Annotated in this window: 27 protein-coding genes; 21 read left to right on the top strand and 6 right to left on the bottom strand. The window is 59.7% G+C overall.

What is annotated here, in order from left to right; all coding sequences use genetic code 11:
- Positions 1-61 precede the first annotated feature (61 nt).
- Positions 62-1,726, top strand: a complete 1,665-nt coding sequence (treC, locus tag IT763_RS02165; RefSeq protein WP_176063766.1) for an alpha,alpha-phosphotrehalase — start codon at positions 62-64, stop codon at positions 1,724-1,726.
- A 28-nt stretch (positions 1,727-1,754) separates the two neighbouring features.
- On the opposite strand, the gene IT763_RS02160 is transcribed toward treC, so the two are convergent.
- Positions 1,755-2,279, bottom strand: coding sequence for an NAD(P)H-dependent oxidoreductase (locus IT763_RS02160; RefSeq protein ID WP_115435457.1), 525 nt, complete (start codon positions 2,277-2,279; stop codon positions 1,755-1,757).
- A 105-nt stretch (positions 2,280-2,384) separates the two neighbouring features.
- Here IT763_RS02160 and IT763_RS02155 point away from each other — a divergent pair, with 105 nt between their 5' ends.
- From IT763_RS02155 to IT763_RS02140, 4 genes are all read left to right on the top strand, one after another.
- A complete protein-coding gene (locus tag IT763_RS02155) occupies positions 2,385-3,299 on the top strand; it encodes a LysR family transcriptional regulator (protein WP_206195119.1) in 915 nt (304 codons plus the stop codon).
- A gap of 244 nt (positions 3,300-3,543) precedes the next feature.
- Positions 3,544-5,682 (top strand): anaerobic ribonucleoside-triphosphate reductase, encoded by a 2,139-nt coding sequence (gene nrdD / locus IT763_RS02150; RefSeq protein ID WP_102985537.1) that lies wholly within the window; start codon positions 3,544-3,546, stop codon positions 5,680-5,682.
- Between the two features lie 168 nt (positions 5,683-5,850).
- Entirely contained in the window at positions 5,851-6,315 is a 465-nt protein-coding gene (gene nrdG, locus IT763_RS02145) for an anaerobic ribonucleoside-triphosphate reductase-activating protein (protein ID WP_164052157.1), read from the top strand.
- 640 nt (positions 6,316-6,955) lie between these two features.
- Positions 6,956-8,482, top strand: a complete 1,527-nt coding sequence (locus IT763_RS02140; RefSeq protein ID WP_164145701.1) for a P-loop ATPase, Sll1717 family — start codon at positions 6,956-6,958, stop codon at positions 8,480-8,482.
- A gap of 415 nt (positions 8,483-8,897) precedes the next feature.
- On the opposite strand, the gene IT763_RS02135 is transcribed toward IT763_RS02140, so the two are convergent.
- Complete coding sequence (locus IT763_RS02135) at positions 8,898-9,953, bottom strand: permease (RefSeq protein WP_206195118.1); 1,056 nt, start codon at positions 9,951-9,953, stop codon at positions 8,898-8,900.
- A gap of 227 nt (positions 9,954-10,180) precedes the next feature.
- On the opposite strand from IT763_RS02135, the gene phnF reads away from it, so the two are divergent.
- From phnF to phnP, 11 genes are read left to right on the top strand one after another with little or no spacing between them, the layout of a single operon-like run.
- Positions 10,181-10,909: a phosphonate metabolism transcriptional regulator PhnF gene (gene phnF, locus IT763_RS02130; protein ID WP_015376439.1), complete on the top strand. Its 729-nt coding sequence runs from the start codon at positions 10,181-10,183 to the stop codon at positions 10,907-10,909.
- The gene (gene phnG, locus IT763_RS02125) at positions 10,910-11,353 is read left to right on the top strand and encodes a phosphonate C-P lyase system protein PhnG (RefSeq protein WP_033631646.1); all 444 of its coding nucleotides are present in this window, start codon (positions 10,910-10,912) and stop codon (positions 11,351-11,353) included.
- 3 nt (positions 11,354-11,356) lie between these two features.
- Entirely contained in the window at positions 11,357-11,938 is a 582-nt protein-coding gene (phnH, locus tag IT763_RS02120) for a phosphonate C-P lyase system protein PhnH (RefSeq protein WP_206195117.1), read from the top strand.
- Positions 11,938-13,023: a carbon-phosphorus lyase complex subunit PhnI gene (locus tag IT763_RS02115; protein ID WP_151254738.1), complete on the top strand. Its 1,086-nt coding sequence runs from the start codon at positions 11,938-11,940 to the stop codon at positions 13,021-13,023. The genes phnH and IT763_RS02115 overlap by 1 nt, the downstream gene beginning before the upstream one ends.
- Positions 13,016-13,876 carry an alpha-D-ribose 1-methylphosphonate 5-phosphate C-P-lyase PhnJ gene (locus IT763_RS02110; RefSeq protein WP_206195116.1) on the top strand — a complete coding sequence of 287 codons (861 nt, stop codon included), beginning with the start codon at positions 13,016-13,018 and terminating at the stop codon, positions 13,874-13,876. Before IT763_RS02115 ends, IT763_RS02110 begins: the two co-directional genes overlap by 8 nt.
- Positions 13,876-14,664, top strand: coding sequence for a phosphonate C-P lyase system protein PhnK (phnK, locus tag IT763_RS02105; protein WP_079450005.1), 789 nt, complete (start codon positions 13,876-13,878; stop codon positions 14,662-14,664). The genes IT763_RS02110 and phnK overlap by 1 nt, the downstream gene beginning before the upstream one ends.
- A 16-nt stretch (positions 14,665-14,680) precedes the next feature.
- A complete protein-coding gene (phnL, locus tag IT763_RS02100; protein ID WP_047025107.1) occupies positions 14,681-15,385 on the top strand; it encodes a phosphonate C-P lyase system protein PhnL in 705 nt (234 codons plus the stop codon).
- Positions 15,385-16,521 (top strand): alpha-D-ribose 1-methylphosphonate 5-triphosphate diphosphatase, encoded by a 1,137-nt coding sequence (gene phnM / locus IT763_RS02095; RefSeq protein ID WP_176063777.1) that lies wholly within the window; start codon positions 15,385-15,387, stop codon positions 16,519-16,521. The genes phnL and phnM overlap by 1 nt, the downstream gene beginning before the upstream one ends.
- On the top strand, positions 16,521-17,090 hold the full coding sequence (phnN, locus tag IT763_RS02090) for a ribose 1,5-bisphosphokinase (RefSeq protein ID WP_206195115.1): 570 nt from the start codon (positions 16,521-16,523) through the stop codon (positions 17,088-17,090). Before phnM ends, phnN begins: the two co-directional genes overlap by 1 nt.
- Positions 17,087-17,689 (top strand): DapH/DapD/GlmU-related protein, encoded by a 603-nt coding sequence (locus IT763_RS02085; protein ID WP_049243056.1) that lies wholly within the window; start codon positions 17,087-17,089, stop codon positions 17,687-17,689. Before phnN ends, IT763_RS02085 begins: the two co-directional genes overlap by 4 nt.
- A 12-nt stretch (positions 17,690-17,701) precedes the next feature.
- Entirely contained in the window at positions 17,702-18,484 is a 783-nt protein-coding gene (gene phnP / locus IT763_RS02080; protein ID WP_049300827.1) for a phosphonate metabolism protein PhnP, read from the top strand.
- Here the strand turns inward: phnP and IT763_RS02075 are convergent.
- Both IT763_RS02075 and IT763_RS02070 read right to left on the bottom strand, forming a co-directional pair.
- Positions 18,441-19,073, bottom strand: coding sequence for an NAD(P)H-binding protein (locus tag IT763_RS02075; RefSeq protein ID WP_206195114.1), 633 nt, complete (start codon positions 19,071-19,073; stop codon positions 18,441-18,443). The two genes, phnP and IT763_RS02075, sit on opposite strands and share 44 nt — an antisense overlap.
- A gap of 30 nt (positions 19,074-19,103) precedes the next feature.
- The gene (locus IT763_RS02070; RefSeq protein WP_206195113.1) at positions 19,104-19,544 is read right to left on the bottom strand and encodes a YhbP family protein; all 441 of its coding nucleotides are present in this window, start codon (positions 19,542-19,544) and stop codon (positions 19,104-19,106) included.
- A gap of 433 nt (positions 19,545-19,977) precedes the next feature.
- Between IT763_RS02070 and speFL the strand changes: the two genes are divergently transcribed.
- From speFL to IT763_RS02045, 5 genes are all read left to right on the top strand, one after another.
- The gene (speFL, locus tag IT763_RS02065) at positions 19,978-20,082 is read left to right on the top strand and encodes a leader peptide SpeFL (RefSeq protein ID WP_004933443.1); all 105 of its coding nucleotides are present in this window, start codon (positions 19,978-19,980) and stop codon (positions 20,080-20,082) included.
- A gap of 275 nt (positions 20,083-20,357) precedes the next feature.
- A complete protein-coding gene (gene speF, locus IT763_RS02060) occupies positions 20,358-22,520 on the top strand; it encodes an ornithine decarboxylase SpeF (protein ID WP_015376427.1) in 2,163 nt (720 codons plus the stop codon).
- Positions 22,521-22,582: 62 nt separating this feature from the next.
- Positions 22,583-23,899: a putrescine-ornithine antiporter gene (gene potE, locus IT763_RS02055; RefSeq protein ID WP_025305085.1), complete on the top strand. Its 1,317-nt coding sequence runs from the start codon at positions 22,583-22,585 to the stop codon at positions 23,897-23,899.
- A 501-nt stretch (positions 23,900-24,400) separates the two neighbouring features.
- A complete protein-coding gene (locus tag IT763_RS02050; RefSeq protein ID WP_004933453.1) occupies positions 24,401-24,919 on the top strand; it encodes a nuclear transport factor 2 family protein in 519 nt (172 codons plus the stop codon).
- 136 nt (positions 24,920-25,055) lie between these two features.
- Positions 25,056-25,352 (top strand): GIY-YIG nuclease family protein, encoded by a 297-nt coding sequence (locus IT763_RS02045; protein ID WP_143779145.1) that lies wholly within the window; start codon positions 25,056-25,058, stop codon positions 25,350-25,352.
- Here the strand turns inward: IT763_RS02045 and IT763_RS02040 are convergent.
- Together IT763_RS02040 and IT763_RS02035 are read right to left on the bottom strand one after the other, a co-directional pair.
- Positions 25,339-25,842, bottom strand: coding sequence for a GNAT family N-acetyltransferase (locus tag IT763_RS02040; RefSeq protein ID WP_016929312.1), 504 nt, complete (start codon positions 25,840-25,842; stop codon positions 25,339-25,341). The two genes, IT763_RS02045 and IT763_RS02040, sit on opposite strands and share 14 nt — an antisense overlap.
- Positions 25,836-26,363, bottom strand: coding sequence for an SCP2 domain-containing protein (locus IT763_RS02035; RefSeq protein WP_170913137.1), 528 nt, complete (start codon positions 26,361-26,363; stop codon positions 25,836-25,838). The genes IT763_RS02040 and IT763_RS02035 overlap by 7 nt, the downstream gene beginning before the upstream one ends.
- Between the last annotated feature and the right edge of the window lie 229 nt (positions 26,364-26,592).

Below are 26,592 nucleotides of genomic sequence, written 5' to 3'. Positions count from 1 at the left end.
CAATATGAATGTAGGAGCCTGCTCGCGCAGGCTCGTTGTCACGATTCAAAGGTATTGATCTATGAGCAACCCAACCCCTTGGTGGCAGAACGGCGTCATCTACCAAATTTATCCGAAGAGTTTTCAGGACAGCACCGGCAACGGCTACGGCGATTTGGCCGGCGTGACCCGGCGGCTGGACTATCTGCAGGAGCTGGGCGTAGACGCCATCTGGCTGACGCCGGTCTACGTATCGCCGCAGGTGGACAACGGCTATGACGTGGCGGACTACTGCGCCATCGATCCGGCTTACGGCACGATGGCGGACTTCGAGCAGCTGGTCGCCGCCGCCCACCAGCGCGGCATCCGCATCGTGATGGACATGGTATTCAACCACACCTCGACCGAGCACCCGTGGTTCAAGGCCGCGCAGGATCGCCACAGCCCGTATCGTCAGTTCTACGTCTGGCGCGACGGCGAAGGTGAAACGCCGCCGAACAACTGGCGCTCCAAGTTCGGCGGCAACGCCTGGCAATGGCACGCCGACAGCGGCCAGTACTACCTGCACCTGTTCGCCACCGAGCAGGCGGATCTCAACTGGGAACACCCGCCGGTGCGCGAAGAGCTGAAGAAAGTGTGTCAGTTCTGGGCGGACAAAGGCGTCGACGGTCTGCGCCTCGACGTGATCAACCTGGTGTCCAAACAGCAGGACTTCCCGTCCGACAGCCAGGGCGACGGCCGCCGCTTCTATACCGACGGCCCGCGCATCCACGAGTTCCTGCAGGAGATGAGCCGCGAGGTGTTTCAGCCGCGCGGCCTGATGACGGTGGGCGAGATGTCTTCCACCACGCTTGAGCATTGCCAGCAGTACGCGGCGCAGAGCGGCGAAGAGCTGTCGATGACCTTCAACTTCCACCACCTGAAGGTGGACTACGCCGGCGGCGAAAAATGGACGCGGGCGGCGCCGGATTACGTGGAACTGAAGCAGATCTTCCGCCACTGGCAGCAAGGGATGCATAACCGCGCCTGGAACGCGCTGTTCTGGTGCAACCACGATCAGCCGCGCATCGTGTCGCGCTTCGGCGATGAAGGCGCACTGCGGGCGCCGGCCGCCAAAATGCTGGCGATGGTGCTGCACGGCATGCAGGGCACGCCTTATATCTACCAGGGTGAAGAGATCGGCATGACCAACCCCGGCTTCCGCGCCATCGAGCAGTATCGCGACGTGGAAAGCCTGAACATGTACGCTGAACTGCGCGCTCAGGGCCGCGGCGACGCCGAACTGCTGGCGATCCTGGCCGACAAATCGCGCGACAACGGCCGCACGCCGATGCAGTGGAGCGCCGCGCCGCACGCCGGTTTCACCACCGGCACGCCGTGGATCGGCTGCGCCGAGAACTACCCGCAGATCAACGCCGAAGCGGCGCTGGCCGACCTCGACTCGGTGTTTTACGCCTACCGCCAGCTGATCACCCTGCGCAAGCAGTATCCGCTGCTGACCTACGGCGACTATCAGGATCTGGCGCCGGAACACCCGGCGCTGTGGTGCTATCAGCGCAGCTGGAACGGCCAGCGCCTGCTGGTGGCGGCCAACCTGAGCCGCGAGCCGCAGGCCTGGGCGGCGGAAGGCGTGGAAGCCTCCGCGCAGTGGCGCCCGCTGATGAGCAACTACAGCGACTCAGCGGATCAGCCGCAGGCGCTGACGCTGCGGCCGTTCGAAGCGGTGTGGTGGCTGCTCGAAGACTGACCCCACAGGGCGCGGCGAGCGCTGCGCCCTACCATTTCCCCAGCAGCGCCGCCACCCCGGCGGCCTCTTGCGCCAACTGCTCATCGCTCATGTCGCTCACGCCCTGCACCAGATGCGGCGGCAGATAATCCATGCCGGTCAGGTTGGCCATGGCGTGGAACGGCAGCAGCAGATCCTGCACCGGATAACGGTTATACCCTTGCGCCGTATAAGCCTGCGCGTTGCCGCCGGTGCTCACCACCAGCTGCAGCGGCTTGCCGTGCAGCTGGGTGCCTGCGCTGCCGTAGGCGAAACCGTAGGTTAATACCGCATCCTGCCATTCGCTGAGGATCGCCGGCGAGCTGTACCAATAAAACGGGAACAGCATCACTACCGCATCATGGCTCTGCAGCAGTTCCTGCTCGCGCGCCACGTCGATGCGGTAATCCGGGTACGCGCGGATCAGTTCGTGAACGGTCACGTTGGGCAGCGGGCGTACGGCCTCGATCAACGCCTTATTAATGCGTGACTCGTCGGGGGTGCGGTGGGCGGTTAACACTAAAATGCGTGACATAACGATTCCTCGGTCATAAGAAGATGAGGGCATTTTTCCATTTCCGCCGCTTCGGGTGTAGGCTGTTAAAGGTCACTTCAATTTCAACCGAAAGTATCAACCACTATGTCGCTGCCCTTTGACGTGCACCGCCTGCTGCCGGCCTTCCTCGCCGCCGCACAGGCGCAAAATTTCTCCGCTGCCGCTCGCCAGCTGGGCGTGACGCCGGCGGCGGTCAGCAAAAACATCCGCGCGCTGGAAGAGAAGCTGGCGCTGCGGCTGTTTCAGCGCAACACCCACAACGTGCTGCTGACCGACGAGGGCAAAGCGCTGCTGGCGCAGGTGGCGCCGCTGTGGCAGGCATTGGCGGCGACGCTGGAAAGCGCCGGCGGCGAACGGCAGGCGCCTGCCGGGGTGGTGCGCATCACGATGATCCCCGGCTTCGGCCGCCAGATGCTGATGCCGTTGATCCCGCAATTTCTGGCGCGCTACCCGCAGATCGATCTCGATCTGTCGCTGGATGCGCGGGTGGTGAATCTGGTGGGCGAAGGTTTTGACGTCGGCATCGGCAGCCGGGTCGATCCCGACAGCCGGCTGGTGGCCCGCCCGCTCTACCCGATGCATATGGTGCTAGCGGCGTCACCCGACTATCTGGCGCGGCGCGGTGAACCGCAAACGCCGCACGATCTGCTGCGGCACGACTGCCTGCTGCACCGTAACCCGGCCAACGGCCGCCACGTCAAATGGCAGCTGCGCCATCAGGGCGAAACGCTGGCGCTGGATCTGAACGGCCGCCTGGTGGTCAGCCGCCCGGAGATGTTGCTGGATGCAGCGCTGGCCGGGCTGGGCATCGTCAACCTGGCGCACTGGTACGTCGAGAAACACTTCGAGCAGGGCACGCTGCGGCCGGTGCTGGCGGAATGCTGGCCGCGCCCGGTGCAGCTGTGGCTCTATTACGCTTCGGCGGATCTGCCGCCGCGGGTGCGCGTCTGGGTCGATTTTCTGCTGGAACATTTTCGCGATCGGCCGGCGGGCGATTGACGTCTGTTCAGCTTGCGCACGCTCTTCCGTTTTCCTTGTTCTACATCAAAAGAATCGCGCCAATATCTATATATAGTGCATTAAGAATTGCGAACACCTATATATAGTAGTTATCCACAAAATCATCCACACGCCGCCACAGCCCTTGCGCGCTGCGGCTTTGCCCTGTGGATAAGCGAAATTTGACGGTTGCTCGCCGCGTCAGGCGGGTATGAACGCTCCCTCGGGGAACAAGGAGTACAACGTGAAACCAGTAGTGATTAAGCGGGACGGTTGCCAGGTACCTTTTGACGAAGCGCGCATTGCGCAGGCCATCGAGCGCGCCGCGCTGGCGGTGGGCGTGGTCGACGCCGACTACTGCGCCACCGTCGCCCGCGTGGTCGCTCAGCGCATGGAGCAACAGCCGCGCGTCGATATCCACGAGATCCAGCAGGCGGTGGAAAACCAGCTGATGGCCGGCGAGTACAAACAGCTGGCGCGCGCCTATATCGAATACCGCCACGATCGCGACGTGGCGCGCGAGCTGCGCGGCCGCCTGAACCAGGAAATTCGCGGCCTGGTCGAGCAGAGCAACCGCGCGCTGCTGAACGAAAACGCCAACAAGGACAGCAAGGTGATCCCCACCCAGCGCGACCTGCTGGCGGGCATCGTCGCCAAACACTACGCCAAGCAGCACATCCTGCCGCGCGACGTGGTGCTGGCCCATGAACGCGGCGAAATTCACTACCACGATCTCGACTACTCGCCGTTCTTCCCGATGTTCAACTGCATGCTGATCGATCTGAAAGGCATGCTGACCAACGGCTTCAAGATGGGCAACGCCGAGATTGAGCCGCCGAAGTCGATCTCCACCGCCACCGCCGTGACCGCGCAGATCATCGCCCAGGTCGCCAGCCATATTTATGGCGGCACCACCATCAACCGCATCGATGAAATTCTGGCGCCGTTCGTCGACGAGAGCTTCCGCAAACACCTGCAGGTGGCGGAAGAGTGGCAGATCCCGGACGCCAAAGGCTATGCCATGGCGCGCACCGAGAAAGAGTGTTACGACGCCTTCCAGTCGCTGGAGTACGAGGTTAACACCCTGCACACCGCCAACGGCCAGACGCCGTTCGTCACCTTCGGCTTCGGCCTCGGCACCAGCTGGGAGTCGCGCCTGATCCAGCGCTCGATATTGAAAAACCGCATCGCCGGGCTGGGTAAAAACCGCAAGACCGCCGTGTTCCCCAAACTGGTGTTCGCCATCCGCGACGGCCTCAACCACCAGTACGGCGACCCGAACTACGACATCAAGCAGCTGGCGCTGGAGTGCGCCAGCAAGCGCATGTACCCGGACATCCTCAACTACGATCAGGTGGTGAAGGTCACCGGCTCGTTCAAAACGCCGATGGGCTGCCGCAGCTTCCTCGGCACCTACGAGCAGGACGGCGAGCTGGTGCACGACGGCCGCAACAACATCGGCGTCATCAGCCTCAACCTGCCGCGCATCGCGCTGGAGGCGATGGGCGATGAGTCGCGCTTCTGGACGCTGCTGGATCAGCGCCTGCAGCTGGCGAAAAAGGCGCTGATGACGCGCATCGCCCGGCTGGAAGGCATCAAGGCGCGGGTGGCGCCAATCTTGTACATGGAAGGCGCCTGCGGCGTGCGGCTCAAGGCCGACGACAACATCGCCGATATCTTCAAGCACGGCCGCGCCTCAATTTCGCTGGGCTATATCGGCCTGCACGAGACCATCAATGCGCTGTTCGGCGGCGAAAACCACGTGTATGACGACGAGGCGCTGCGCGCCAAAGCGGTGGCGATCGTCGCACGGCTGCGCGCCGCCGTCGACGCCTGGAAAGACGAGACCGGCTACGGCTTCAGCCTCTACAGCACGCCGAGCGAAAACCTGTGCGATCGCTTCTGCCGGCTGGACACCGCCGATTTCGGCGTGGTGCCGGGCGTCACCGACAAGGGCTATTACACCAACAGCTTCCACCTCGACGTGGAGAAGAAGGTCAATCCGTACGACAAGCTGGACTTCGAAGCGCCCTACCCACCGTTGGCCAGCGGCGGCTTCATCTGCTACGGCGAATACCCGAACCTGCAGCACAACCTGAAGGCGCTGGAAGACGTGTGGGACTACAGCTACAGCCGGGTGCCTTACTACGGCACCAACACGCCGATCGACGAGTGCTACGAATGCGGCTTCACCGGTGAATTCTCCTGCACCAGCAAAGGCTTCACCTGCCCGAAATGCGGCAACCACGATTCGGCCAAGGTCTCGGTCACCCGCCGGGTGTGCGGCTATCTCGGCAGCCCCGATGCCCGGCCGTTCAACGCCGGCAAGCAGGAAGAGGTGAAACGCCGGGTGAAACATCTCGGCAATGGGCAGCTCGGCTGAAAAGCGCCGTGCAGCCTATGCAGAAGCCTGTTCAACAGGCGTGATTGTCGCAGCCAGTTTGCCTTCGGCCAGCGCGCACCAACCGCAGCGTACACGCAGTACGTGAGGATTGGCAGCACTGCCCGGAGGCAAAATGGCCAGTAAAATAGCCTGATGGGCAGGCCTCACATGAATTATCACCAGTACTATCCAATCGACGTGGTCAACGGCCCCGGCACCCGCTGCACGCTGTTTGTCGCCGGCTGCGTGCACCAGTGCCCCGGCTGCTACAACAAAAGCACCTGGCGGCTCAACTCCGGCCTGCCGTTTACCCCGGCGCTGGAAGACCGCATCATCGCCGATCTGAACGATACGCGCGTGCCGCGCCAGGGGCTGTCGCTCTCCGGCGGCGATCCGCTGCACCCGGCCAACGTGCCGAGCATCTTAACGCTGGTGAAACGGGTGCGCGCCGAGTGCCCTGGCAAGGATATCTGGCTGTGGACCGGCTACCGGCTGGCGGAGCTGGACGCACAGCAAATGCAGGTGGTGGACAGGATCAACGTGCTGATCGACGGCAAGTTCGTGCAGGATTTGCAAGACCCGGCGCTGATTTGGCGCGGCAGCAGCAACCAAGTGGTGCATAGGTTGCGATGAGCTGATAGTGCGTGTCTCGACGTGTGTTAATACAAAGTCGGCATGATATGGCTACGGCACAGAGCTAAACCTGATCTGATAGGCGGCTTTGTGCCGAAGCGAACATTTTTACATCACGACAAGTTTAGAATTAGGTGATGGCTAAATTACCTCGATCTAATTGTGTAATGCTTAGCTTAAATGACATCTGTGGATTAAACTCTTAAAGCCCCCCCCGTAAAATTTACTATTTTTCTTACAGAAACATTCTCGCCATATAATTCTCTATTATGCTTAAAAGCACTTCATCAATATATTAAACGAGGCTTCTTTTGATGCCGAGTTTTTGGTTTTTATTTTTCATTCAATTATATCCAATGGGAATTTACCTTACAAGTTCTTGTCGGCAATCTCATTGAATGAGAGTTGAAATAATTCTGAAAGTGTGACATCCAATACCTTTATAATAATTAAAAATGTAGCTACTTAGGTGGTGAACTATAGTTTCTGACCTAGACATGTTTTTTTAAAATTGGACAGAACATGTGAACATATGATATCTTTATTGTGTTTTGTATAAAAACTTCTCTGCACCTAAAACGATTTATGCACAATTGATGCTGCACTTGAAAGTTACAAGGAATTGATTAGGAGATGACTTATGAAAATTAGCGATGTTAATTTTGGAAGTATAGACGCTAAACATGAAGTTGACGGAAGGACCCCTGCGGAAATAAAATATTTTGAAGACAGTTATGTATTGCCTCCAAATATAAATTTAGATGATTACCTGAATGGCAAGAAATATTACATATCGGGTCTTAAAGGAACTGGGAAAACAGCTTTATTGAGATTTATACAAATCAAAGCTGATAAAAAAAACATTAAAACAAGTTTTATTTTATTTAAATCTGAGTTTGATTCATATGAAAGAGAATCTTTGCATAACTCAATAATCTCAACAACCCCTCAACCAGATACTACTAATAGCCAATATGATTATGAACAGGCTTGGAGAATGTACGTATATAAAACAATTGTATCTCTCACTCTCTCAGATAAAATTGATGCATTTCAAAAAAATAAGATTTGGAATGAGTTTAAAGATCTAATTCTAGCAATATCCCCAGGGAATATAAATTCATCTATATCATTGCCAAAAGTTAAAGGGGGTAAAGTAGTTCTTTCTAAAGATCCAAAATTCGAATTTGATTTTGAAATGATTGATAAGAAAAAGGTTGTTAACTTTTCGGAATACTGTAAGGTTTGTGATGAGAAATATAAGGAGTTAATTTCCACATCAACTAGAAATATCATATTTGTAGATGAACTCGAAATTAGGGTTTTAGATGACGCATCTACAAGTAGAGATATTCATCTGGTAAGAGATCTCATTACTAGTATAGATCGATTAAACCAAATAAGCAGAAAGCAATCATTTAATATAAACTTTATTTTGGCAGTTAGATCGGAGGTTATGCAGTCCGCCAGAAGTATTGGCAAGGAAATTAATAAACCTCTATTTGATTTTGGAGATACTCTAGCATGGAGTCGTTATTCAAAAGACAAAACCAATCATCCTTTAATTAAAATTATTGAATCAAGGATACTGGCCACAGAAAAAATTCATGGAATCTCTGAACATGGAGATATATGGAGCAAGTACTTTAAAGGTAATTTCCATGGTAAAGACTTTAGAGAGTTCTCATTGGCTCAGACATGGTACCGCCCTAGAGATCTTGTAAGATTAATGGAAGTTGCATTAAAATCCTTTAAAAATGTAGATGTCTTATTGCAACGTCATTTTGATGAGTCAAAAAAATTATACTCCTCAGAGAGTTGGGTTGAGATAGGCGAAGAGCTATCTGCATCAATGACAGCTATGCAAATAGAAGGTTTGTCACGAGTGCTAAGTAAGTTTAGGAATCCATTTACTATTCATGAATTTAAAAATCAAATGACTGAGCTTGCCGGCATTTATTCTGAAGTTGATAGTTTGGACCAAAGTCATAAAGCCGGTGAACTTTTAAAAAAATTGTATACCGTGGGGGTTGTGGGGAATTATATAACCGGAAAGAGAGGAAACAAAATCCCTCAGTACGCAGCAAGAGATAATCCAATGGTATATCTCGAGGAACAATTTATTGTACATCCTGCGGTGAAGCCATTCTTTAGCTCAAATCTTTAACTGATTATCTAATAGCACTGGCTAATAGAACATCTAAATAGCCAGTGTTTATCCATGATTGGTTCTCCCTGAAATAATTACAATATCGAACATTATTACTTTAAGGGGAGGGATGTATAAAGATAAATATTCTCTTTTCTGCTGCTGAAATTAATTTATCTTTTAACCGAGTGTCCGTTCTTCGCTCAAAGCCGTTCACCAGCTGAAATACTGTTTTTTCCACAGAAACATCAACCCAATCCTGCCCCCCCCCCCCCCCCCTCAGCCCCCCCGCCGATAGCGCGCCATGATTTTCGCTTTGAATAGAGCCATTCGTTTTTCTGCCTCCGAATGGCTTATACAAACTGCGTTACCGTTTCTTATACGTTCAAAGTTGCCATCTCCTCCATTGAGATAGCGTCAAGTCACGAATCCGTTACACCAACCCCATCCCCACCACGCCGGTCAGTGCGCCGCACAGCGCCACCAGCGCCGCCGTCAGGCACAGCGCCCGGGCGGAGAAGGCCTTGTTGAGCATCAACAGCGAAGGCAGGCTGACCGCCGGCAGGGTCATCAGCAGCGCCAGCGCCGGGCCGGCGCCCATGCCCGCCAGCATCATGGTTTGTACGATCGGGATTTCCGCCGCGGTGGGGATAACGAACAGGCAGCCGACGATCGCCAGGCCGATGATCCACAGCAGGCTATTGTCGACGGCGCCGTCGGCGTGCGGGAACAGCCAGACCCGCGCCGCGCCCAGCGCCAGCACCGCCAGCACGTAGATCGGAATGGTCGACCAAAACAGCGCCCACAGCGCTTTGCCCCAGCGGGCGAGGAACGGCTGCTCGTCGCTCTGCGCCATCATCACCGGCGGCTGCGGCGCGGTGGGCTGCGGATCGTTGGCGGTCACGCGCTGCACCAGCCAGGCGATGCCCAGCACCATCACCACGCCCGCCACCAGGCGGATGGCGGCGAACGGCCAACCGAGCACAAATCCCATGAACACCAGCGTCGCCGGGTTCAATACCGGGTTGGCGAGCCAAAAGGCCAGCGCGGCGCCGCTGGATACCGACTGGCGGCGCATGCCGGCGGCAACCGGTGCGGCGCAGCAGGTGCACATCATGCCCGGCAGCGCGATCAGCGCCCCCAGCACGGTGCCGGAAAAACGCCGGTGGCCGAGCGTGCGCGCCAGCCAGTCGCGCGGGATCAGCACCTGCACCAGCGAACCTAACAGCACCCCGAGCAGCGCCGCCTTCCATACCGCGGTGAAGTAGACCAGCACGTACTGCCAGGCCGCCAGCCAGGGGCTCGCGGCGCCGTCGGCCAGGATCGATTTGCCGATCGAGTGGCTGTCCGCCGCCACAAAGGCCTTGCCATAGTAAGGCTGCCATTTGACGTAGTAGAGGCCGACGGCCACCACCAGCAGAAACAGGATCGGTTTCCACAGCGGCCAGGCGCGTGGGGCGTGTTCAGGGGCGTTCAGAGGTTGCGGCATGGTAGCGGCCAGAGTCAGTCAACAGTGGCGCCAGCATAGCGCGCCGCCGCCGCTCGTGCACGCCCGGGCTGTCCTAAATAGTTCATCTGTTCGCCACCGAGGCGTAACGCGATTGTCATCTGCGCCCGTCACCATGATGCCAACTTGAAAACCACAGGGTAGACGCCCGATGAAACGCACAGCTTCCGCCTTCATCGCACCGCCATCGGCATGACGAGGTTTTTATTATGATGGAGTTATCTAGACATCCGACCACTTACCCCACCCGCTATCAGCAGATCGCCGCGCAGCTGGAACAGGAGCTGCGCACGCAGTACCGCTGCGGCGACTACCTGCCTTCTGAACAGCAGCTGGCCGAGCGCTATCAGGTCAATCGCCACACCCTGCGCCGCGCGGTGGATCAGCTGGTAGAGCGCGGCTGGCTGCAGCGCCGCCACGGCGTCGGCATCCTGGTGCTGATGCGGCCTTACGACTACCCGCTGCACGCCAACACCCGCTTCAGCCAGAACCTGTTCGAGCAGGGCAGCCACCCCACCAGTGAGCGCTTACTCGCAGTCTTGCGGCCGTGCAATGGGCATGTCGCCAGCGCGCTCTCGCGTGAAGAAGGCGAAATGGTGATCCACCTGCGCACCCTGCGCCGGGTCAACGGCGTGCCGATGAGCGTGATCGACCACTATCTGCCCGATCTGGACTGGTGGCCGGCGCTGCAGCAGTTCCACAGCGGTTCGCTGCACCAGTTTATCGAACAGCACCTCCAGCAGCCGCTGACCCGCCGCCAGACGCGCATCAGCGCGCGCCGCGCGCAGGCCAAAGAGAGCCGGCTGCTGGAGATCGCTACCCACGCGCCGCTGCTGTGCGTGCGCACCCTTAACGTCCGCAGCGGCGGCGAAGACGTGGCGGAATACTCCGTCAGCCTGGCCCGCGCCGACATGATTGAACTGACGATGGAGCACTGAATGCACGCCTTAGAGTCGAGACAACGCTGGATGTCGGTGCTGGCGCACAGCCGGCCCGAGCAGCTGCGCAGCCACTGGCTGGCGCTGAACCTCAGCCCGGGTTACCGCAGCATCCGCGCGCCGGAGATCGGCCTGGCCCAGCTGCAGGGGCGCATGGGCGCCACCGGCCGCCGCTTCGTGCTGGGGGACATGACGGTCACCCGCGCGGTGGTGCAGCTGGACAACGGCGGCTACGGCTACAGCTATATCGCCGGGCGCGACAAGGCGCACGCCGAGCTGTGCGCGCTGGCCGATGCGCTGCTGCAACAGCCGGAACACGGCGAACGCCTGCAACAACAGCTGATCGCGCCGCTGGCCGCGCTGCAGCACGAACAGCGCCAGCTGCGCGCCCGGGCGATCGCCGCCAGCCGGGTGGACTTCTTTACGCTGGTGCGAGGGGATTAAGCCATGAGTTTATTGACCGGTTTTGAACAACCGATAGACCAATCGCAGCACACTTTCCGTTTGATTCTTAAAGCCTTGAGCGAACCGGGCCACCGGGTGACGCTGCCGGGCGGCTCGGCTTGGACGCCGCTGAACGCCGCCAGCACCGCCGCGCTGCTGACGCTGGCCGATCAGGAAACGCCGCTGCAGCTGTGCGCTGCGCTTAAAAGTGAGCAAGTGCTAACCAACATTCGTTTTCACAGCGGCGCGCCGCTGGCCGCCACGGCGCAGGAGGTCTGCTTTGCCCTGTTCGATGAGCACGTGCAGGCCGCCGATCTGCAGGCGTTGCCGCACGGCACTGAAATCTCGCCGGAATGCGGCGCCACGGTCATCGTGCAGCTCGCCGAGCTGGATAACGGCGCCGCGCTGCGCCTGACCGGCCCCGGCATCGAGAGCCAACGCCTGATAGCGCCGCGCCTGCCGCCGGCGCTGCTGGATTATCTGGTCAACCGCCCGCAGCGCTTCCCGCTGGGGCTGGATATCTTGCTGACCTGCGGCGATCGCCTGCTGGCGATCCCGCGGACCACCCGCGTGGAGGTGTGCTGATGTACGTAGCGGTAAAAGGGGGCGAAAAAGCCATTGAGGCCGCCCACCAGCTGCAGGAACAGCTGCGGCGTGGCGACGAGGCGCTGCCGGCGATCGGCGCGGAACAAATCGAACAGCAGCTGGGGCTGGCGGTAGATCGGGTGATGACCGAAGGCGGCATCTACGATCGCGAGCTGGCGGCGCTGGCCATCAAACAGGCCAGCGGCGATCTGGTGGAGGCGATCTTCCTGCTGCGCGCCTATCGCACCACCCTGCCGCGCCTGGCGGTCAGCGAGCCGCTGGCCAGCGAAAGCATGCGGCTGGAGCGGCGCATCTCGGCGGTTTACAAGGACTTGCCCGGCGGGCAGGTGCTGGGGCCGACCTACGACTACACTCACCGGCTGCTGGACTTCGCGCTGCTGGCGGAAGGCGAGGCGCCGCGCGCGCCGCAGGCCGACGAACCGCTGCCGGACAACTGCAGCCACGTGTTCGATCTGTTGTGTCGCCAGCAGCTGGCGCGGGAGGAACAGGACGACGGCAGCGCGCCGGACGACATCACCCGCAACCCACCGGTCTACCCCTGCTCGCGCTCGGCGCGCCTGCAGCAGCTGGTGCGCGGCGACGAAGGCTTCCTGCTGGCGCTCGGCTACGCCACCCAGCGCGGCTACGGCCGCAACCACCCGTTCGCCGGCGAGATCCGCACCGGCCACGTTTCGGTGGAGATCGTGCCTGAAGAGCTCGGCTTCGCCATCGATGTCGGCGAAATCCTGCTGACCGAGTGCGAAATGGTCAACGGCTTCGTCGATCCCAAGGACCATCCGCCGCACTTCACCCGCGGTTACGGGCTGGTGTTCGGTCGCGCCGAACGCAAGGCGATGGCGATGGCGTTGGTGGATCGCGCATTGCAGAGCCCCGACTACGGCGAAGGCGTCGCCGGCCCGGCGCAGGACGAAGAGTTCGTGCTGGCCCACGCCGACAACGTCGAGGCCGCCGGCTTCGTCTCCCATCTCAAGCTACCGCACTACGTCGACTTCCAGGCCGAACTGGAGCTGCTCAAGCGGCTGCGGCAGGAATACAGCGAGCGTCAGGAGGCCCGCGATGAGTGAAGTATTGACCGGCTATAACCTCGGTTATCTGGACGAGCAGACCAAGCGCATGATCCGCCGCGCTATCCTGAAGGCGGTGGCGATCCCCGGCTATCAGGTGCCGTTCGGCGGCCGCGAGATGCCGATGCCCTACGGCTGGGGCACCGGCGGCATTCAACTCACCGCCAGCGTCATCGGCCGCGCCGACGTGCTGAAGGTGATCGACCAGGGCGCCGACGACACCACCAACGCGGTGTCGATCCGCCGCTTCTTCCAGCGCGTCGCCGGGGTGGAAACCACCGAACGCACGCCGGAGGCCACCCTAATCCAGACCCGTCACCGCATTCCGGAAACGGCGTTGCGCGAAGACCAGATCCTGATCTATCAGGTGCCGATCCCGGAGCCGCTGCGCTTTATCGAACCGCGCGAAACCGAGACCCGCAAGATGCACGCGCTGGAGGAGTACGGCGTGATGCAGGTGAAGCTGTATGAAGACATCGCGCGCTACGGCCATATCGCCACCACCTACGCCTACCCGGTGAAGGTCAACGATCGCTACGTGATGGATCCGTCGCCGATCCCGAAATTCGACAACCCGAAAATGCACATGATGCCGGCGCTGCAGCTGTTCGGCGCCGGGCGCGAGAAACGCATCTACGCCCTGCCGCCGTTCACCAAGGTGGAGAGCCTGGACTTCGACGACCATCCGTTCAGCGTGCAGCAGTGGGACGAACCCTGCGCGCTGTGCGGCTCGCGCCACAGCTATCTGGACGAGGTGGTGCTCGACGATCAAGGCAACCGCATGTTCGTCTGTTCGGACACCGACTACTGCCGGCAGCAGCTGGCGCAATATTCGCAAGAGGCGCAGCACTGATGACTTCCACCCCATTGAGCACCACCCCGCTGCTGTCGGTGAAGCGGCTCACCCACCTGTACGCCCCCGGCAAGGGCTTCAGCGACGTGTCGTTCGACATCTACCCCGGTGAAGTGCTGGGCATCGTCGGCGAATCCGGCTCCGGCAAAACCACGCTGCTGAAGTCGATCTCGGCGCGGTTGGCGCCGCAGCGCGGGCAGATCCTTTACCGCCCGCAGGCGGACCAGGAACACGATCTGTACGCCATGGCGGAGAGCGATCGCCGCCGCCTGCTGCGCACCGACTGGGGCGTGGTGCACCAGCACCCGCTCGACGGGCTGCGGCCGCAGGTCTCCGCCGGCGGCAACATCGGCGAGCGGCTGATGGCCATCGGCCAGCGCCACTATGGCGACATTCGCCGCCAGGCCGGCCAGTGGCTGGAAGACGTCGAAATCCCGCTGTCGCGCCTCGACGATCTGCCGACCACCTTCTCCGGCGGCATGCAGCAGCGGCTGCAGATCGCCCGCAATCTGGTCACCCACCCCAAGCTGGTGTTTATGGATGAGCCAACCGGCGGGCTGGACGTGTCGGTGCAGGCGCGCCTGCTCGATCTGCTGCGCAATCTGGTGGTGGAAATGCAGCTGGCGGCGGTGATCGTCACCCACGATCTCGGCGTGGCGCGGCTGCTGGCCCACCGCCTGCTGGTGATGAAACAGGGCGAAGTGGTGGAGAGCGGCCTGACCGATCGGGTGCTCGACGATCCGCACCATCCTTACACCCAGCTGCTGGTTTCTTCGGTGCTGTCGTAACCCAAGGCGATAACAGATGACTATGCAAATCCGAGTTGAACATCTCAGTAAAACCTTTGTGCTGCATCAGCAGTACGGCACCCGCCTGCCGGTGCTGCACGACGCCAACCTGACGGTCCACGGCGGCGAATGCGTGGTGCTGCACGGCCACTCCGGCAGCGGCAAATCCACCCTGCTGCGCTCGCTGTACGCCAACTACCTGCCGGACAGCGGCCATATCTGGATCAACCATCAGGGCGACTGGCTGGACATGGTCAGCGCCGATGCGCGCCAGATTCTGGCGGTGCGCCGCCATACGCTGGGCTGGGTCAGCCAGTTCCTGCGGGTGATCCCGCGCATCAGCGCGCTGGAGGTGGTGATGCAGCCGCTGCTGGAACAGGGCGTCGAGCGCGCCGAGTGCCGCGAACGCGCCGAAGCGCTGCTCGCCGCGCTCAACGTGCCGCATCGCCTGTGGCCGCTGGCGCCGTCCACCTTCTCCGGCGGCGAGCAGCAGCGGGTGAACATCGCGCGCGGTTTTATCGTCGATTACCCGATCCTGTTGCTGGACGAACCGACCGCTTCGCTCGACAGCCGCAACAGCGCGGCGGTGGTGCAGCTTATCGAACGCGCCAAGGCGCGCGGCGCGGCGATCGTCGGCATTTTCCATGATGAAGGCGTCCGCCGACAGGTCGCCGACCGGCTTTATGACATGCAGGCGCCGCAGGCGCTGGAGGCCCTCTGATGATCGTCAATAACGTTAAGCTGGTGCTGGATGACCAGGTGGTGCAAGGCTCGCTGGAGATGCAGGACGGCATGATCCGCAGCTTCGCCGACGGCCCGAGCCGGCTGCCGCAGGCGCTGGACGGCGACGGCGGCTGGCTGCTGCCGGGGCTGATCGAGCTGCATACCGACAACCTGGACAAGTTCTTTACCCCGCGCCCGAACGTCGACTGGCCGGCCCATTCGGCGATGAGCAGCCACGATGCGCTGATGGTGGCCAACGGCATCACCACGGTGCTGGACGCGGTGGCGATCGGCGACGTGCGCGACGGCGGCCACCGGCTGGAAAACCTGCAAAAGATGATCGACGCGGTGATCCACAGCCAACGCGCCGGGGTGAACCGCGCCGAGCACCGGCTGCACCTGCGCTGCGAGCTGCCGCACGAGAGCACCCTGCCGCTGTTCGAACAGCTGATGGACAAGCCGGGCGTGTCGCTGGTGTCGCTGATGGACCATTCGCCGGGCCAGCGCCAGTTCGCCTCGCGCGAAAAGTATCGCGAATATTATCAGGGCAAATACCACCTCAACGACCAGCAGATGAGCGAGTACGAGGCGCAGCAGGTCGCCCTGTCCGCCCGCTGGGCCGCGCCGAACCGCGAGGCGATCGCCGCCCACTGCCGCGCGCGCCGCATCTCGCTGGCCAGCCATGACGACGCCACCGCCGCGCACGTGGCCGAATCCTGCGCGCTGGGAAGCGCCATCGCCGAGTTCCCCACCACCGAGGCGGCCGCCCGCGCCTCGCACCAGCAGGGCCTGCAGGTGCTGATGGGCGCGCCGAACATCGTGCGCGGCGGCTCCCACTCCGGCAACGTGGCGGCGCACCACCTGGCGGCGCTGGGGGTGCTGGATATTCTCTCTTCCGATTATTACCCGGCCAGCCTGCTGGACGCGGCGTTTCGCCTCGCAGCGGACGAGCGCAACGCCTACGATCTGCCCCAGGCGGTGCGTATGATCACCCGCAACCCGGCGCGGGCGCTGGATCTGCAGGATCGCGGCACCCTCGCCGAAGGATTACGGGCGGATCTGGTGCTGGCACGGCCGCACGGCGAGCACGTTTATGTGCAGAACGTGTGGCGTCAGGGCAGGCAGGTGTTCTGATGGCGCGGCTCATCTATCTGATGGGGCCTTCCGGCGCAGGCAAGGACAGCCTGCTGGCCGCACTGCGGGCCGACGCCGACCGCGCGCCGCTGGTGGCGCACCGCTACATCACCCGGCCGGCGGACGCCGGCTGCGAGAATCACATCGCGCTGAGCGAACCGGAATTTCTGCGCCGCCGCGCCAAGGGGCTGTTCGCGCTCGACTGGCAGGCCCACCAGCAGCGCTACGCGTTCGGGATCGAAGTGGATCTTTGGCTGCTGCAGGGGATCGACGTGGCGGTCAACGGTTCACGCGCCCACCTGCCGCAGGCGCAGCAGCGCTACGGTGCACAGCTGCTGCCGGTATGCCTGCAGGTCAACGCCGCGATCCTGCGCCGGCGCCTGCAGGATCGGGGGCGGGAAAGCGCTGAACAGATCGAGCAGCGGCTGGCGCGGGCGGCGGAATATCAGCAGAGCCTGCCCGCCGGCTGCCGGGTGCTGCACAACGACGGCCCACTCGACGACACCCTGGCGGCGCTGCTGGCGCTGCTGCCGACCTCTACCCGACAAACTCAGGACGCGACGCCATGAACGACTTCGCCCAGCCGAAAATCGGCGACAACGTGACCCTTAACCGCACCCGGCTCGGCCAGTATGTGCATCTGGCCGACGATGCGATCCTGGAAGAGGTAGAGATGGGGGACTACTCCTACACCGCCGGGCACAACCAGATCTTTTACGCCACTATCGGCAAGTTCGTCTCCATCGCCTCCTATGCGCGCATCAATCCCGGCAACCACCCGACCTACCAGCGCGTCGCGCAGCACCACTTCACCTACCGCGCTTCCGAATACGGGCTGGGGGAAGACGACGCAGCGTTCTTCGACTGGCGGCGCGAGCACCACGTCACCGTCGGCCACGACGTGTGGATCGGCCATAACGCCATCCTGATGCCGGGCGTCAGCGTCGGCAACGGCGCGGTGATCGGCAGCGCGGCGGTGGTCACCAAGGACGTGGAGCCCTACAGCATCGTCGCCGGCGTGGCGGCCAAAAAGATCGGCATGCGCTTTGACGACGCGCTGATAGAACGCATCGAACGCAGCCAGTGGTGGCACTGGGATCACGCCACGCTGCAGGCGCGGCTGGCGGATTTTCGCGACATCAACCGCTTTGCGCAGAAGTACCTTTAACGGAGGGGAGCGATGCAACTGACCTTTCTCGGCACCGGCGGCGCGCAGCAGGTGCCGGTGTTCGGCTGCGACTGCCCTATCTGCCAACGGGCGCGGCGCGAGCCGGCATTTCGGCGGCGAGCATGCAGCGCCATGCTCAACTATCAGGGGGAAACGACCTTATTGGATGCGGGATTACCGGCTTTGGAGCGGCGATTTTCGGCGGGGCAAATTCAACGTTTTTTACTGACACATTACCACATGGATCACGTTCAGGGGTTATTTCCTTTGCGTTGGGGGTGCGGAAATTCCATTCCGGTATATGGCCCGCCGGATGAACAGGGCTGCGACGATCTGTTCAAACACCCCGGCATTCTGGCGTTTCAGCCGCCGCTGGCGCCCTTCACCACCGTCGAACTGGGCGGCATGCGCATCACCCCGCTGCCGCTGCAACACTCCAAACTGACCCACGGCTATCTGATCCAGGCGGGGGGCGCTGCGCTGGCCTACCTGACCGACACCGTCGGCCTGCCGCCGGCCACCGCCGACTATCTGCAGAACGTGGCGCTGGATCTGCTGGTGCTCGACTGCAGCCTGCCGCCTCAGCCGCAGGCGCCGCGCAACCACAACGATCTGACCCGCGCGCAGGAGACGCAGCGGTTGCTGCAGCCCAAACGCACGCTGCTGACGCACATCAGCCATCATCTCGATCGGTGGCTGCTGGACCACGAACTGCCCACCGGGCTGGAGCTGGCGTTCGATCACCTCAGCGTCAGCCTCGGTAGCAGTGCAGCCGATCCGACTCCAGCACCCTGACCCCTTCACCCGGCGTGAACGCCTGCTGCAGCAGCGTTTGCGCCACGTCTTTGGCGGCGACCGCGCGCCATTTGCCGGGCAGCAGCCTGAACAACGGCAGCGTAAGGCGCTCCATCAGGCGCGGCGCAGGGCGATCCCCCACCAGCATGGAAGGCCGCACCAGCGTCAGGCGCGGCCAGCGCTGTTCGCGCAGCGCCTGCTCCATCTCGCCTTTGGTGCGGTTATACAGGAAGGTGGAATCCGCGTTGGCACCCAACGCGCTCACCACCAGACAGTGCTGTGCCCCCAACCGGCGGCCAGTCAGCGCGCTCTCCACCACCAGTTGGTAATCGACGTAGCGGAAGGCATCGGCGCTGCCCGCCGCCTGGCGGGTGGTGCCCAGGCAGCAGAACACCAGATCGACCGGCTGCTGCAGGCCGCTCAGCAGTTCGAACAGCGCATCACCGACCGGATTGCTCAGCTTGCCGTGCGGCGGCAGCGGCGTGCGCGTCGGCGCCACGATGGCCGTTATCTGCGGATCGCTTTGCAACAGCTGCAGCAACTCGCGCCCCACCAGCCCGGTTGCGCCGACTAACAGTGCTCGCGCCATGCGATCTCCCGTTGTAATCAATACGTCGATTTAAAGTATAGACCGCGCCCAATGCAGCTTCTTGCCGAAGCCCAGGGTGTTGTCGGTCATCTTCACCTCGTGCAGATCCAACCGCCATACCGAGGCCTTCATCGCCCTGGCGATCGGGAAGCGCTTGCAGTAACGCGCGCGCGCCGCCTCGGCCTCTTCGCCGCTCAGCAGCACCGCCTCGGCGCGATACTGCACGCCGCGGATCAGCGCGATGCTTTTCGGTTTCGGCGCGATGGTGCCGACCACCCGGCCGTTGTTCAGCATCAGCCCGCCGTGGCGGGTGTGCGGTTCGGTCATCAGCCACAGCGCCATCGTCGCGGCGTCGAACACGTAAAAACAGTTGGCGCACCACATGTCGAGGCCGTCGCCGGCGCACATTGTCAAGACGTGTTGTTTACCGATAAAATCCGCAATCTGCTGCCGTTGTTCTGGGGTATTCAAGGTTACTCGCCTCCCTGTTCACTCACTTCATCTTACCCTGCGTTGTTGAGGCGAGTCACAAATAACGATAATCGCCAAAAAACAAAAGTGAATATAAAAACAAAGATAGTGAATTTTTATTTATTTTGACATAAAGCAGGTTGATAACATAAATAACACAATACAGATTTATTTGATCGTTATGCAGCCGGTTATTTGACCGCTTTTTTTATTCCTTCCCGAGCGCCATTGAAATTAAGTGTTCAGGGCTCGCGAACATTAGCAATTCATTTACATGCCAACCTCTGCGCCTGGATGATACTTATGCAACACATTGCATAACCGGTGAATAGTTATTTATCAAAACCGGCATTTATGTGATTCTCATCACAATTTTTAGTGCATCTTGCGTTAAAATAGCGCCATCTTTTCACTCAGCAAGGTGGATTAGAAAATGGAAAACAATAACCGAAAAATGGCGCACATCAGGCGCACAACCCATATTATGATGATGGCTCATCGCAGCTGCTTTAGCTTCGCATTCTTCAACTACAGATAACCCTCACCCCCTCGCTCTTACGCCGTTGTTAAGAGTGTCTTTGCGTTTCACTTTATTCTCCGCACTCCGGTGATAATGTCTTTCCCCCGCAAACCGGGAAGGGCGCGCAATACATTTTTAATACCGTAAAAGAGCCTCCAAGAAAAATAAAACAAAGAACCCAGTCAATGCCTTTCGGCATCACTGGGTTCTCGCACACCTTTATTTTCGTGAAGGCGTTAACGGCAAATGAAATTATTTGCCGGCGGAATGCCTTTGCCTGAAGAATGAGAAAAATGAAAAAATTAAAAATTGCCGCCAACACCCAAACCCTCGGCTGCTTTGAAACTGAACGCGACATCGTCGATGTGCATCACAGCGATTTCAATGACGTCGCCGCCATCGTGCTGTCGGTAGACGACGTCGCGCAAGGCATGGTGGCGCGCATCGAAGAACACGGCCTGAACATTCCGCTGTTCGTCGCCGTCTGCTGCGAAGAAGAGCTGGATAACGCCGTCTTGCCGGCGCTGCACGGTGTGTTTGAACTGTGCGGCAAGAATACCCAATTCTACGGCAAACAGCTGGAGGCCGCCGCCGCCAAATATGAGAGCGAACTGCTGCCGCCGTTCTTCAACACGCTGACGCAATACGTAGAAATGGGCAACGCCACTTTCGCCTGCCCCGGCCACCAGGGCGGCGAGTTCTTCCGCAAACATCCGGCGGGCCGCCAGTTCTTCGACTTCTACGGCGAAACGCTTTTCCGCTCCGACATGTGCAACGCCGACGTCAAACTGGGCGATCTGTTGATCCACGAAGGCGCGCCTTGCGCTGCACAGCAGCACGCCGCCAAGGTGTTCAACGCCGACAAGACCTACTTCGTGCTCAACGGCACCTCGGCCTCGAACAAGGTGGCGACCAATGCTCTGCTGACGCGCGGCGATCTGGTGCTGTTCGACCGCAACAACCATAAATCTAACCACCACGGCGCGTTGATCCAGGCCGGCGCCACGCCGGTTTATCTGGAAACCGCGCGCAACCCGTTCGGCTTTATCGGCGGCATCGACGCGCACTGCTTCGACGAACGCTACCTGCGCCAACAGATCCGCGAAGTGGCGCCGGAACGCGCCAACGAAGCCCGCCCGTTCCGCCTGGCGATCATCCAGCTCGGCACCTACGACGGCACCATCTACAACGCCCGCCAGGTGGTCGACAAGATTGGCCACCTGTGCGATTACATCCTGTTCGACTCCGCCTGGGTGGGCTATGAGCAGTTCATTCCGATGATGAAAGACTGCTCGCCGCTGCTGCTGGAGCTGAACGAAAACGATCCCGGCATCATCGTCACCCAGTCGGTGCACAAACAGCAGGCCGGCTTCTCGCAAACCTCGCAGATCCATAAAAAAGACAAGCATATCAAGGGGCAGAGCCGCTACTGCAACCACAAGCGCTTCAACAACGCCTTTATGTTGCACGCCTCCACCAGCCCGTTCTATCCGCTGTTCGCCGCGCTGGACGTCAACGCCAAGATGCACGAGGGCAAGAGCGGCCAGCGCCTGTGGCAAGAGTGCGTGCGCGTGGGCATCGAAGCGCGCAAAATGCTGCTGGATACCTGCACGATGATCAAACCGTTCGTGCCGGATCAGATCGACGGCAAGCCGTGGCAGGCCTATGACACCGCGGCGATGGCCAACGATCTGCGCTTCTTCAACTTCGTGCCCGGCGAGAAGTGGCACGCCTTTGAGGGCTATGCCGAGTCGCAGTACTTCGTCGATCCATGCAAGCTGCTGCTCACCACGCCGGGCATCGATACCGCCACCGGCAGCTACAGCGAGTTCGGCATCCCGGCGACCATTCTGGCCAACTACCTGCGCGAAAACGGCATCGTGCCGGAAAAATGCGATCTCAACTCGATCCTGTTCCTGCTGACGCCGGCGGAAGACATCGCCAAGATGCAGCACCTGGTGGCCCTGATCGCCCGCTTCGAGAAGCACATCGAGCAAAACTCCCTGCTCAGCGAGGTGCTGCCTGCGGTCTATAAAAACCACCAGCAGCGCTACAAAAACTACACCATCCGCCAGTTGTGCCAGGAAATGCACGATCTTTACGTCAGCTATGACGTTAAAGAACTGCAAAAAGAGATGTTCCGCAAAAGTTATTTCCCGCGCGTGGTGATGAATCCGCAGGACGCCAATACCGAGTTCGTGCGCGGCAATGTGGAATTGGTGTCGCTGGCCAAGGCCGAGGGCCGCATCGCCGCCGAAGGCGCCCTGCCTTACCCGCCTGGCGTGCTGTGCGTGGTTCCCGGTGAAATTTGGGGCGGCGCCGCGCAGCGTTATTTCTTGGCACTGGAGGAAGGCATCAATTTATTGCCGGGGTTCGCGCCGGAATTGCAGGGCGTTTATATCCAACAGGATGAGGACGGCTGGAACCGCGCTTACGGCTACGTCATGAAAAATTAATCACCTTACGGGGCGGCGATTATTCTCGCCGCCCGGATCGCATCCTAAAAGAGAAAATGATCATGAGTAAGTCCAATAATAAAATGGGGGTCGTACAATTAACGATCCTGACCGCCGTGAATATGATGGGTTCCGGCATAATTATGCTGCCGACCAAGCTGGCCGAAGTAGGCACGATTTCGATCGTTTCCTGGCTGGTGACCGCCGTCGGCTCGATGGCGCTGGCCTACGCCTTCGCCAAATGCGGCATGTTCAGCCGTAAATCCGGCGGCATGGGCGGCTACGCCGAATACGCCTTCGGTAAATCAGGCAACTTCATGGCGAACTATACCTACGGCGTTTCGCTGCTGATCGCCAATATCGCCATCGCCATTTCCGCCGTCGGCTACGGCACCGAGTTGTTCGACACCACGCTCAGCCCGCTCGGTATCTGTATCGCCACCATCGGCGTGCTGTGGCTGGCAACCGTCGCTAACTTCGGCGGCGCGCGCATCACCGGCAAAATCAGCGGCATCACCGTCTGGGGCGTGATCATTCCGGTGGTGGGCATCTCGGTCATCGGCTGGTACTGGTTCAGCGGCAGCGCCTACGTCGCCGCCTGGAACCCGCATCAGGTGCCGACCTTCGAAGCCATCGGCGCCTCCATCTCAATGACCCTGTGGGCGTTCCTGGGGCTGGAATCCGCCTGCGCCAACACCGACGTGGTGGAAAACCCGGAGCGCAACGTGCCGATCGCCGTACTGGGCGGCACCCTCAGCGCGGCGGTGATCTATATCATTTCGACCAACGTGATCGCCGGCATCGTGCCGAACATGGATCTGGCCAACTCCACCGCCCCGTTCGGGCTGGCGTTCTCCCACATGTTCAACCCGACGGTCGGCAAGATCATCATGGCGTTGATGGTCATGTCCTGCGTCGGCTCGCTGCTCGGCTGGCAGTTCACCATCGCTCAGGTGTTCAAATCCTCCGCCGACAGCGGCTTCTTCCCGAAAATCTTCTCCAAGCTGAGCAAGGCCGACGCGCCGGTTAAAGGCATGCTGACCATCGTCGTCATCCAGAGCGGTTTGTCGCTGATGACCATCAGCCCGTCGTTGAACAAGCAGTTCAACGTGCTGGTGAACCTGGCGGTGGTGACCAACATCATCCCTTACATCCTGTCGATGGCGGCGCTGGTCATTATTCAGAAAGTGGCGAAGGTGCCGGACAACAAGGCGCGCATCGCCAATATCATCGCCGGCATCGGCGCGCTGTACAGCTTCTATGCGCTCTACAGCTCCGGTGAAGAAGCGATGATGTGGGGCGCCATCGCCACCTTCCTCGGCTGGACGCTGTACGGCATCGTTTCGCCGCGCTTCGAGCTGGCGGGAAAAAAGGGGTAAAGCGGTAAGGCTCCGGCGGCCGGGGATGGGATTGTGATGGGGTGCAATATCACCTCATCGCAACCCTGGCCAGCCGATGCTCTCTGTCGCCCACGCCGCTCTAGTGACTGGAATGACTCACTCTCTTTCTTACTCTCGGGCTTTATTATCAGTAAATCCAAGCCACCAAGCATAATCCCTGTTCACTACCGCCATTCATAAATAAAAAGCATCAAAACATCATTGATACCGCTTATATAAATCCATTTAAAACAGCGTTCTCGCTTCGTCACCCCATGTGCGCCAATGCCTTCGCCATGAATAAAAAACTTATTTAATATTGAGTTAGGATGATTATTGCCGTTTTACAGGGACTTTATTTCCCGAACGCCTAAGCACTTTCTATCATCTGCTCTGCTTTCCGGCGGTGCTATGATCATCGTTGATTTACAACCAATCACCGGCTCATCATCGGAATAAACGGCCAATTATTCACCCCGGAAGTCACGTGACGAGGTTTATATGAAAAACAATGAAAAACTCATTGTGAAAGCAGAAGAGACTCAACTGCCAAAAGATGTGGTTTATGCATTCTTGATGAACACGGCAAAGGAAGACGTCACCAATGCCGCCATGCGTCTTATCGATGAAAACGCGGTTTATACTTCCCTGAACTTTGAAAACAAAGAGCTCAAACAGATCGAGCCCTGGGCGGGCACTTCTCAAGGGCGCCAGGTTTACATCGATACCTTTTCAAATGTCGGCACTTACTGGGAGATAAACGACTTCACGATCGGTGACATTCTTGCCGACGGAGGCACCGTGGCCGTATTTGGTCAATTCACCTATACCTCAGTAGCGCTAGGCCATCAGTTCACCTCTCCTTTCGCAATAAAAGCGCAGGTCAAAGACGGAAAAATCGTTTATTTCCAGTTTATGGAAGACACCTATGCTTCCGCGGCTTCATTCCGCGTCAGTGGCGAGTGGACAATTCAGCATCATAAAGGGGAAGAAAACAAATTTACCGTGGGTGTAAAATAATCCCTTATCGTCAAGACGGAATAAACAAACCGTTCCGCCAGTGGTGAAATCCATCGTTAAATCGTGACAAAATAGAGATGCCGCGCTTAGCTATGGCGGCCTGATGTCATCTCTACCCTTGCACAGGATCCCAATGATGGACTTGCCCCACTGGTATCTCTATATGCTGCGTTTACCGAGCGGCATGCTGTACACCGGCATCACCACTGACGTGGCGCGCCGCATGGCAGAACACCAGGCCGGCAAAGGCGCCAAGGCGCTACGCGGCAAAGGGGAACTGACGCTGGCGTTTCACTGCCAGGTAGGAGATCGCTCAACGGCGCTGAGGCTGGAATACCGCGTCAAACAGCTGAGCAAAATACAAAAAGAGCGGCTGGTGAATCACCCGCCGCTGTCGTTGGAGTATTTGTTGCCGGGCGCTAGAAGCGATTAAACGGCGCCGAAAAAGCCACTTCGCCACTGACGCCATTCAGGGCGTCTTCCGCCAGCGGATACACCTGGAATGCGCTTTCCGTCTCCGGCCAGCGGCAGTGCAGGCCATAGGCGGCGGCCGGTTTAAAGCCGAAGCGGCCGTAGTAGGCCGGATCGCCCAGCACCACCACCGCGGCGTAGCTGAATTCGTTCAGCGAATCCAAGCCTTCGTACACCAGCTTTTCAGCCAGCCCCTGGCGGCGCAGGCTTTCATCAACCGCCAGCGGCGCCAGCGCCACCCATTGGCGGTCTTCGCCGGCCACGTCTACCGGGCTGAACGCGGCGTAACCCACTACCCCGCCTTCGTCGTCAGTGGCGACCACGCCCAGCGTCAGCAGGCCGTCTTCACGCAGCTGCTGCACCAGATCGGCTTCGTCGTCGCGGCCAAAGGCGCGGCGCAGCAAGGCGTCAATGCCCGCCGCGTCTACCGGGATCTCTACGCGGATCAGCATGATACCGCCACACGGGAAACCGACGCCGTGCCCTCCTGCAGCCCTGCTTCGACAAAATCAGCCAACTGCAGCAGCCCCATGCGCAGCGGCGCAGGCATGCTTTCCAGCTCGATGGCGTCCATCAAATTTTTCACATACAGGCCCAATTCGGTATCCCCTTCAATCTGCAGCCGACGCTGAAAGAACAGCGTATCCGGATCTTGCTTGCGCGCCGCGATCAGGATCAGATCGTTGGCGTCGCCGCTGAAGCTGACGTCCGCTTCGGCGTGCTGGCTGACCACCAGTTTGTCGTTTTCTACCGTCATAAACCAGTGTAGCGCCAGATCGCGAACTTCGATCTTCAACCAGCGCGATTCGAGAAATTCCAGCTCGCCATCCGCCAACGCCTGGCGGAACTGCCAGCTCAGCACCTGTTGCAGCAACTGGCGCTGCAGGGCGAACGGCGTGAATTTCAGCGGGATGCGCAGCAGCGACGGCCCCTGGCGCACAAGGCGTGCTCGTAGTTGTTCCAACACGGTCATCCACTCCTTTCAATACGGACTACCGCTATTTTGCCACACTGGCGCGCGGCTTCAGCGGTCTATATCAACAAATAGTGCATTTCACCGCCATGTTTATCAATACGCCATAAGCTGCCCCAAATCAAAACCTGTGTGCGCCCCTTTGCCTAAAATGGCCTCCCCGATTCGCGTTTGCCGGCGGAACACCGCCGCCGGCAACCTTTAAAGACAGCGTGCGCCCGGCCGGGCG

Origin of the sequence: Serratia sp. CMO1, from assembly GCF_015689115.1 — a bacterium.
Classification (GTDB): domain Bacteria; phylum Pseudomonadota; class Gammaproteobacteria; order Enterobacterales; family Enterobacteriaceae; genus Serratia; species Serratia marcescens.
This window is presented reverse-complemented; position numbering and strand designations above follow the sequence as displayed.

Excerpts from the sequence above, each read along its gene's own strand:
- treC (WP_176063766.1), top strand. The coding sequence starts at position 62 with ATGAGCAACCCAACCCCTTGGTGGCAGAACGGCGTCATCTACCAAATT.
- IT763_RS02160 (WP_115435457.1), bottom strand. The coding sequence starts at position 2,279 with ATGTCACGCATTTTAGTGTTAACCGCCCACCGCACCCCCGACGAGTCA.
- IT763_RS02155 (WP_206195119.1), top strand. The coding sequence starts at position 2,385 with ATGTCGCTGCCCTTTGACGTGCACCGCCTGCTGCCGGCCTTCCTCGCC.
- nrdG (WP_164052157.1), top strand. The coding sequence starts at position 5,851 with ATGAATTATCACCAGTACTATCCAATCGACGTGGTCAACGGCCCCGGC.
- IT763_RS02140 (WP_164145701.1), top strand. The coding sequence starts at position 6,956 with ATGAAAATTAGCGATGTTAATTTTGGAAGTATAGACGCTAAACATGAA.
- IT763_RS02135 (WP_206195118.1), bottom strand. The coding sequence starts at position 9,953 with ATGCCGCAACCTCTGAACGCCCCTGAACACGCCCCACGCGCCTGGCCG.
- phnF (WP_015376439.1), top strand. The coding sequence starts at position 10,181 with ATGATGGAGTTATCTAGACATCCGACCACTTACCCCACCCGCTATCAG.
- phnG (WP_033631646.1), top strand. The coding sequence starts at position 10,910 with ATGCACGCCTTAGAGTCGAGACAACGCTGGATGTCGGTGCTGGCGCAC.
- phnH (WP_206195117.1), top strand. The coding sequence starts at position 11,357 with ATGAGTTTATTGACCGGTTTTGAACAACCGATAGACCAATCGCAGCAC.
- IT763_RS02115 (WP_151254738.1), top strand. The coding sequence starts at position 11,938 with ATGTACGTAGCGGTAAAAGGGGGCGAAAAAGCCATTGAGGCCGCCCAC.
- IT763_RS02110 (WP_206195116.1), top strand. The coding sequence starts at position 13,016 with ATGAGTGAAGTATTGACCGGCTATAACCTCGGTTATCTGGACGAGCAG.
- phnK (WP_079450005.1), top strand. The coding sequence starts at position 13,876 with ATGACTTCCACCCCATTGAGCACCACCCCGCTGCTGTCGGTGAAGCGG.
- phnL (WP_047025107.1), top strand. The coding sequence starts at position 14,681 with ATGACTATGCAAATCCGAGTTGAACATCTCAGTAAAACCTTTGTGCTG.
- phnM (WP_176063777.1), top strand. The coding sequence starts at position 15,385 with ATGATCGTCAATAACGTTAAGCTGGTGCTGGATGACCAGGTGGTGCAA.
- phnN (WP_206195115.1), top strand. The coding sequence starts at position 16,521 with ATGGCGCGGCTCATCTATCTGATGGGGCCTTCCGGCGCAGGCAAGGAC.
- IT763_RS02085 (WP_049243056.1), top strand. The coding sequence starts at position 17,087 with ATGAACGACTTCGCCCAGCCGAAAATCGGCGACAACGTGACCCTTAAC.
- phnP (WP_049300827.1), top strand. The coding sequence starts at position 17,702 with ATGCAACTGACCTTTCTCGGCACCGGCGGCGCGCAGCAGGTGCCGGTG.
- IT763_RS02075 (WP_206195114.1), bottom strand. The coding sequence starts at position 19,073 with ATGGCGCGAGCACTGTTAGTCGGCGCAACCGGGCTGGTGGGGCGCGAG.
- speFL (WP_004933443.1), top strand. The coding sequence starts at position 19,978 with ATGGAAAACAATAACCGAAAAATGGCGCACATCAGGCGCACAACCCAT.
- speF (WP_015376427.1), top strand. The coding sequence starts at position 20,358 with ATGAAAAAATTAAAAATTGCCGCCAACACCCAAACCCTCGGCTGCTTT.
- potE (WP_025305085.1), top strand. The coding sequence starts at position 22,583 with ATGAGTAAGTCCAATAATAAAATGGGGGTCGTACAATTAACGATCCTG.
- IT763_RS02050 (WP_004933453.1), top strand. The coding sequence starts at position 24,401 with ATGAAAAACAATGAAAAACTCATTGTGAAAGCAGAAGAGACTCAACTG.
- IT763_RS02045 (WP_143779145.1), top strand. The coding sequence starts at position 25,056 with ATGGACTTGCCCCACTGGTATCTCTATATGCTGCGTTTACCGAGCGGC.
- IT763_RS02040 (WP_016929312.1), bottom strand. The coding sequence starts at position 25,842 with ATGCTGATCCGCGTAGAGATCCCGGTAGACGCGGCGGGCATTGACGCC.
- IT763_RS02035 (WP_170913137.1), bottom strand. The coding sequence starts at position 26,363 with ATGACCGTGTTGGAACAACTACGAGCACGCCTTGTGCGCCAGGGGCCG.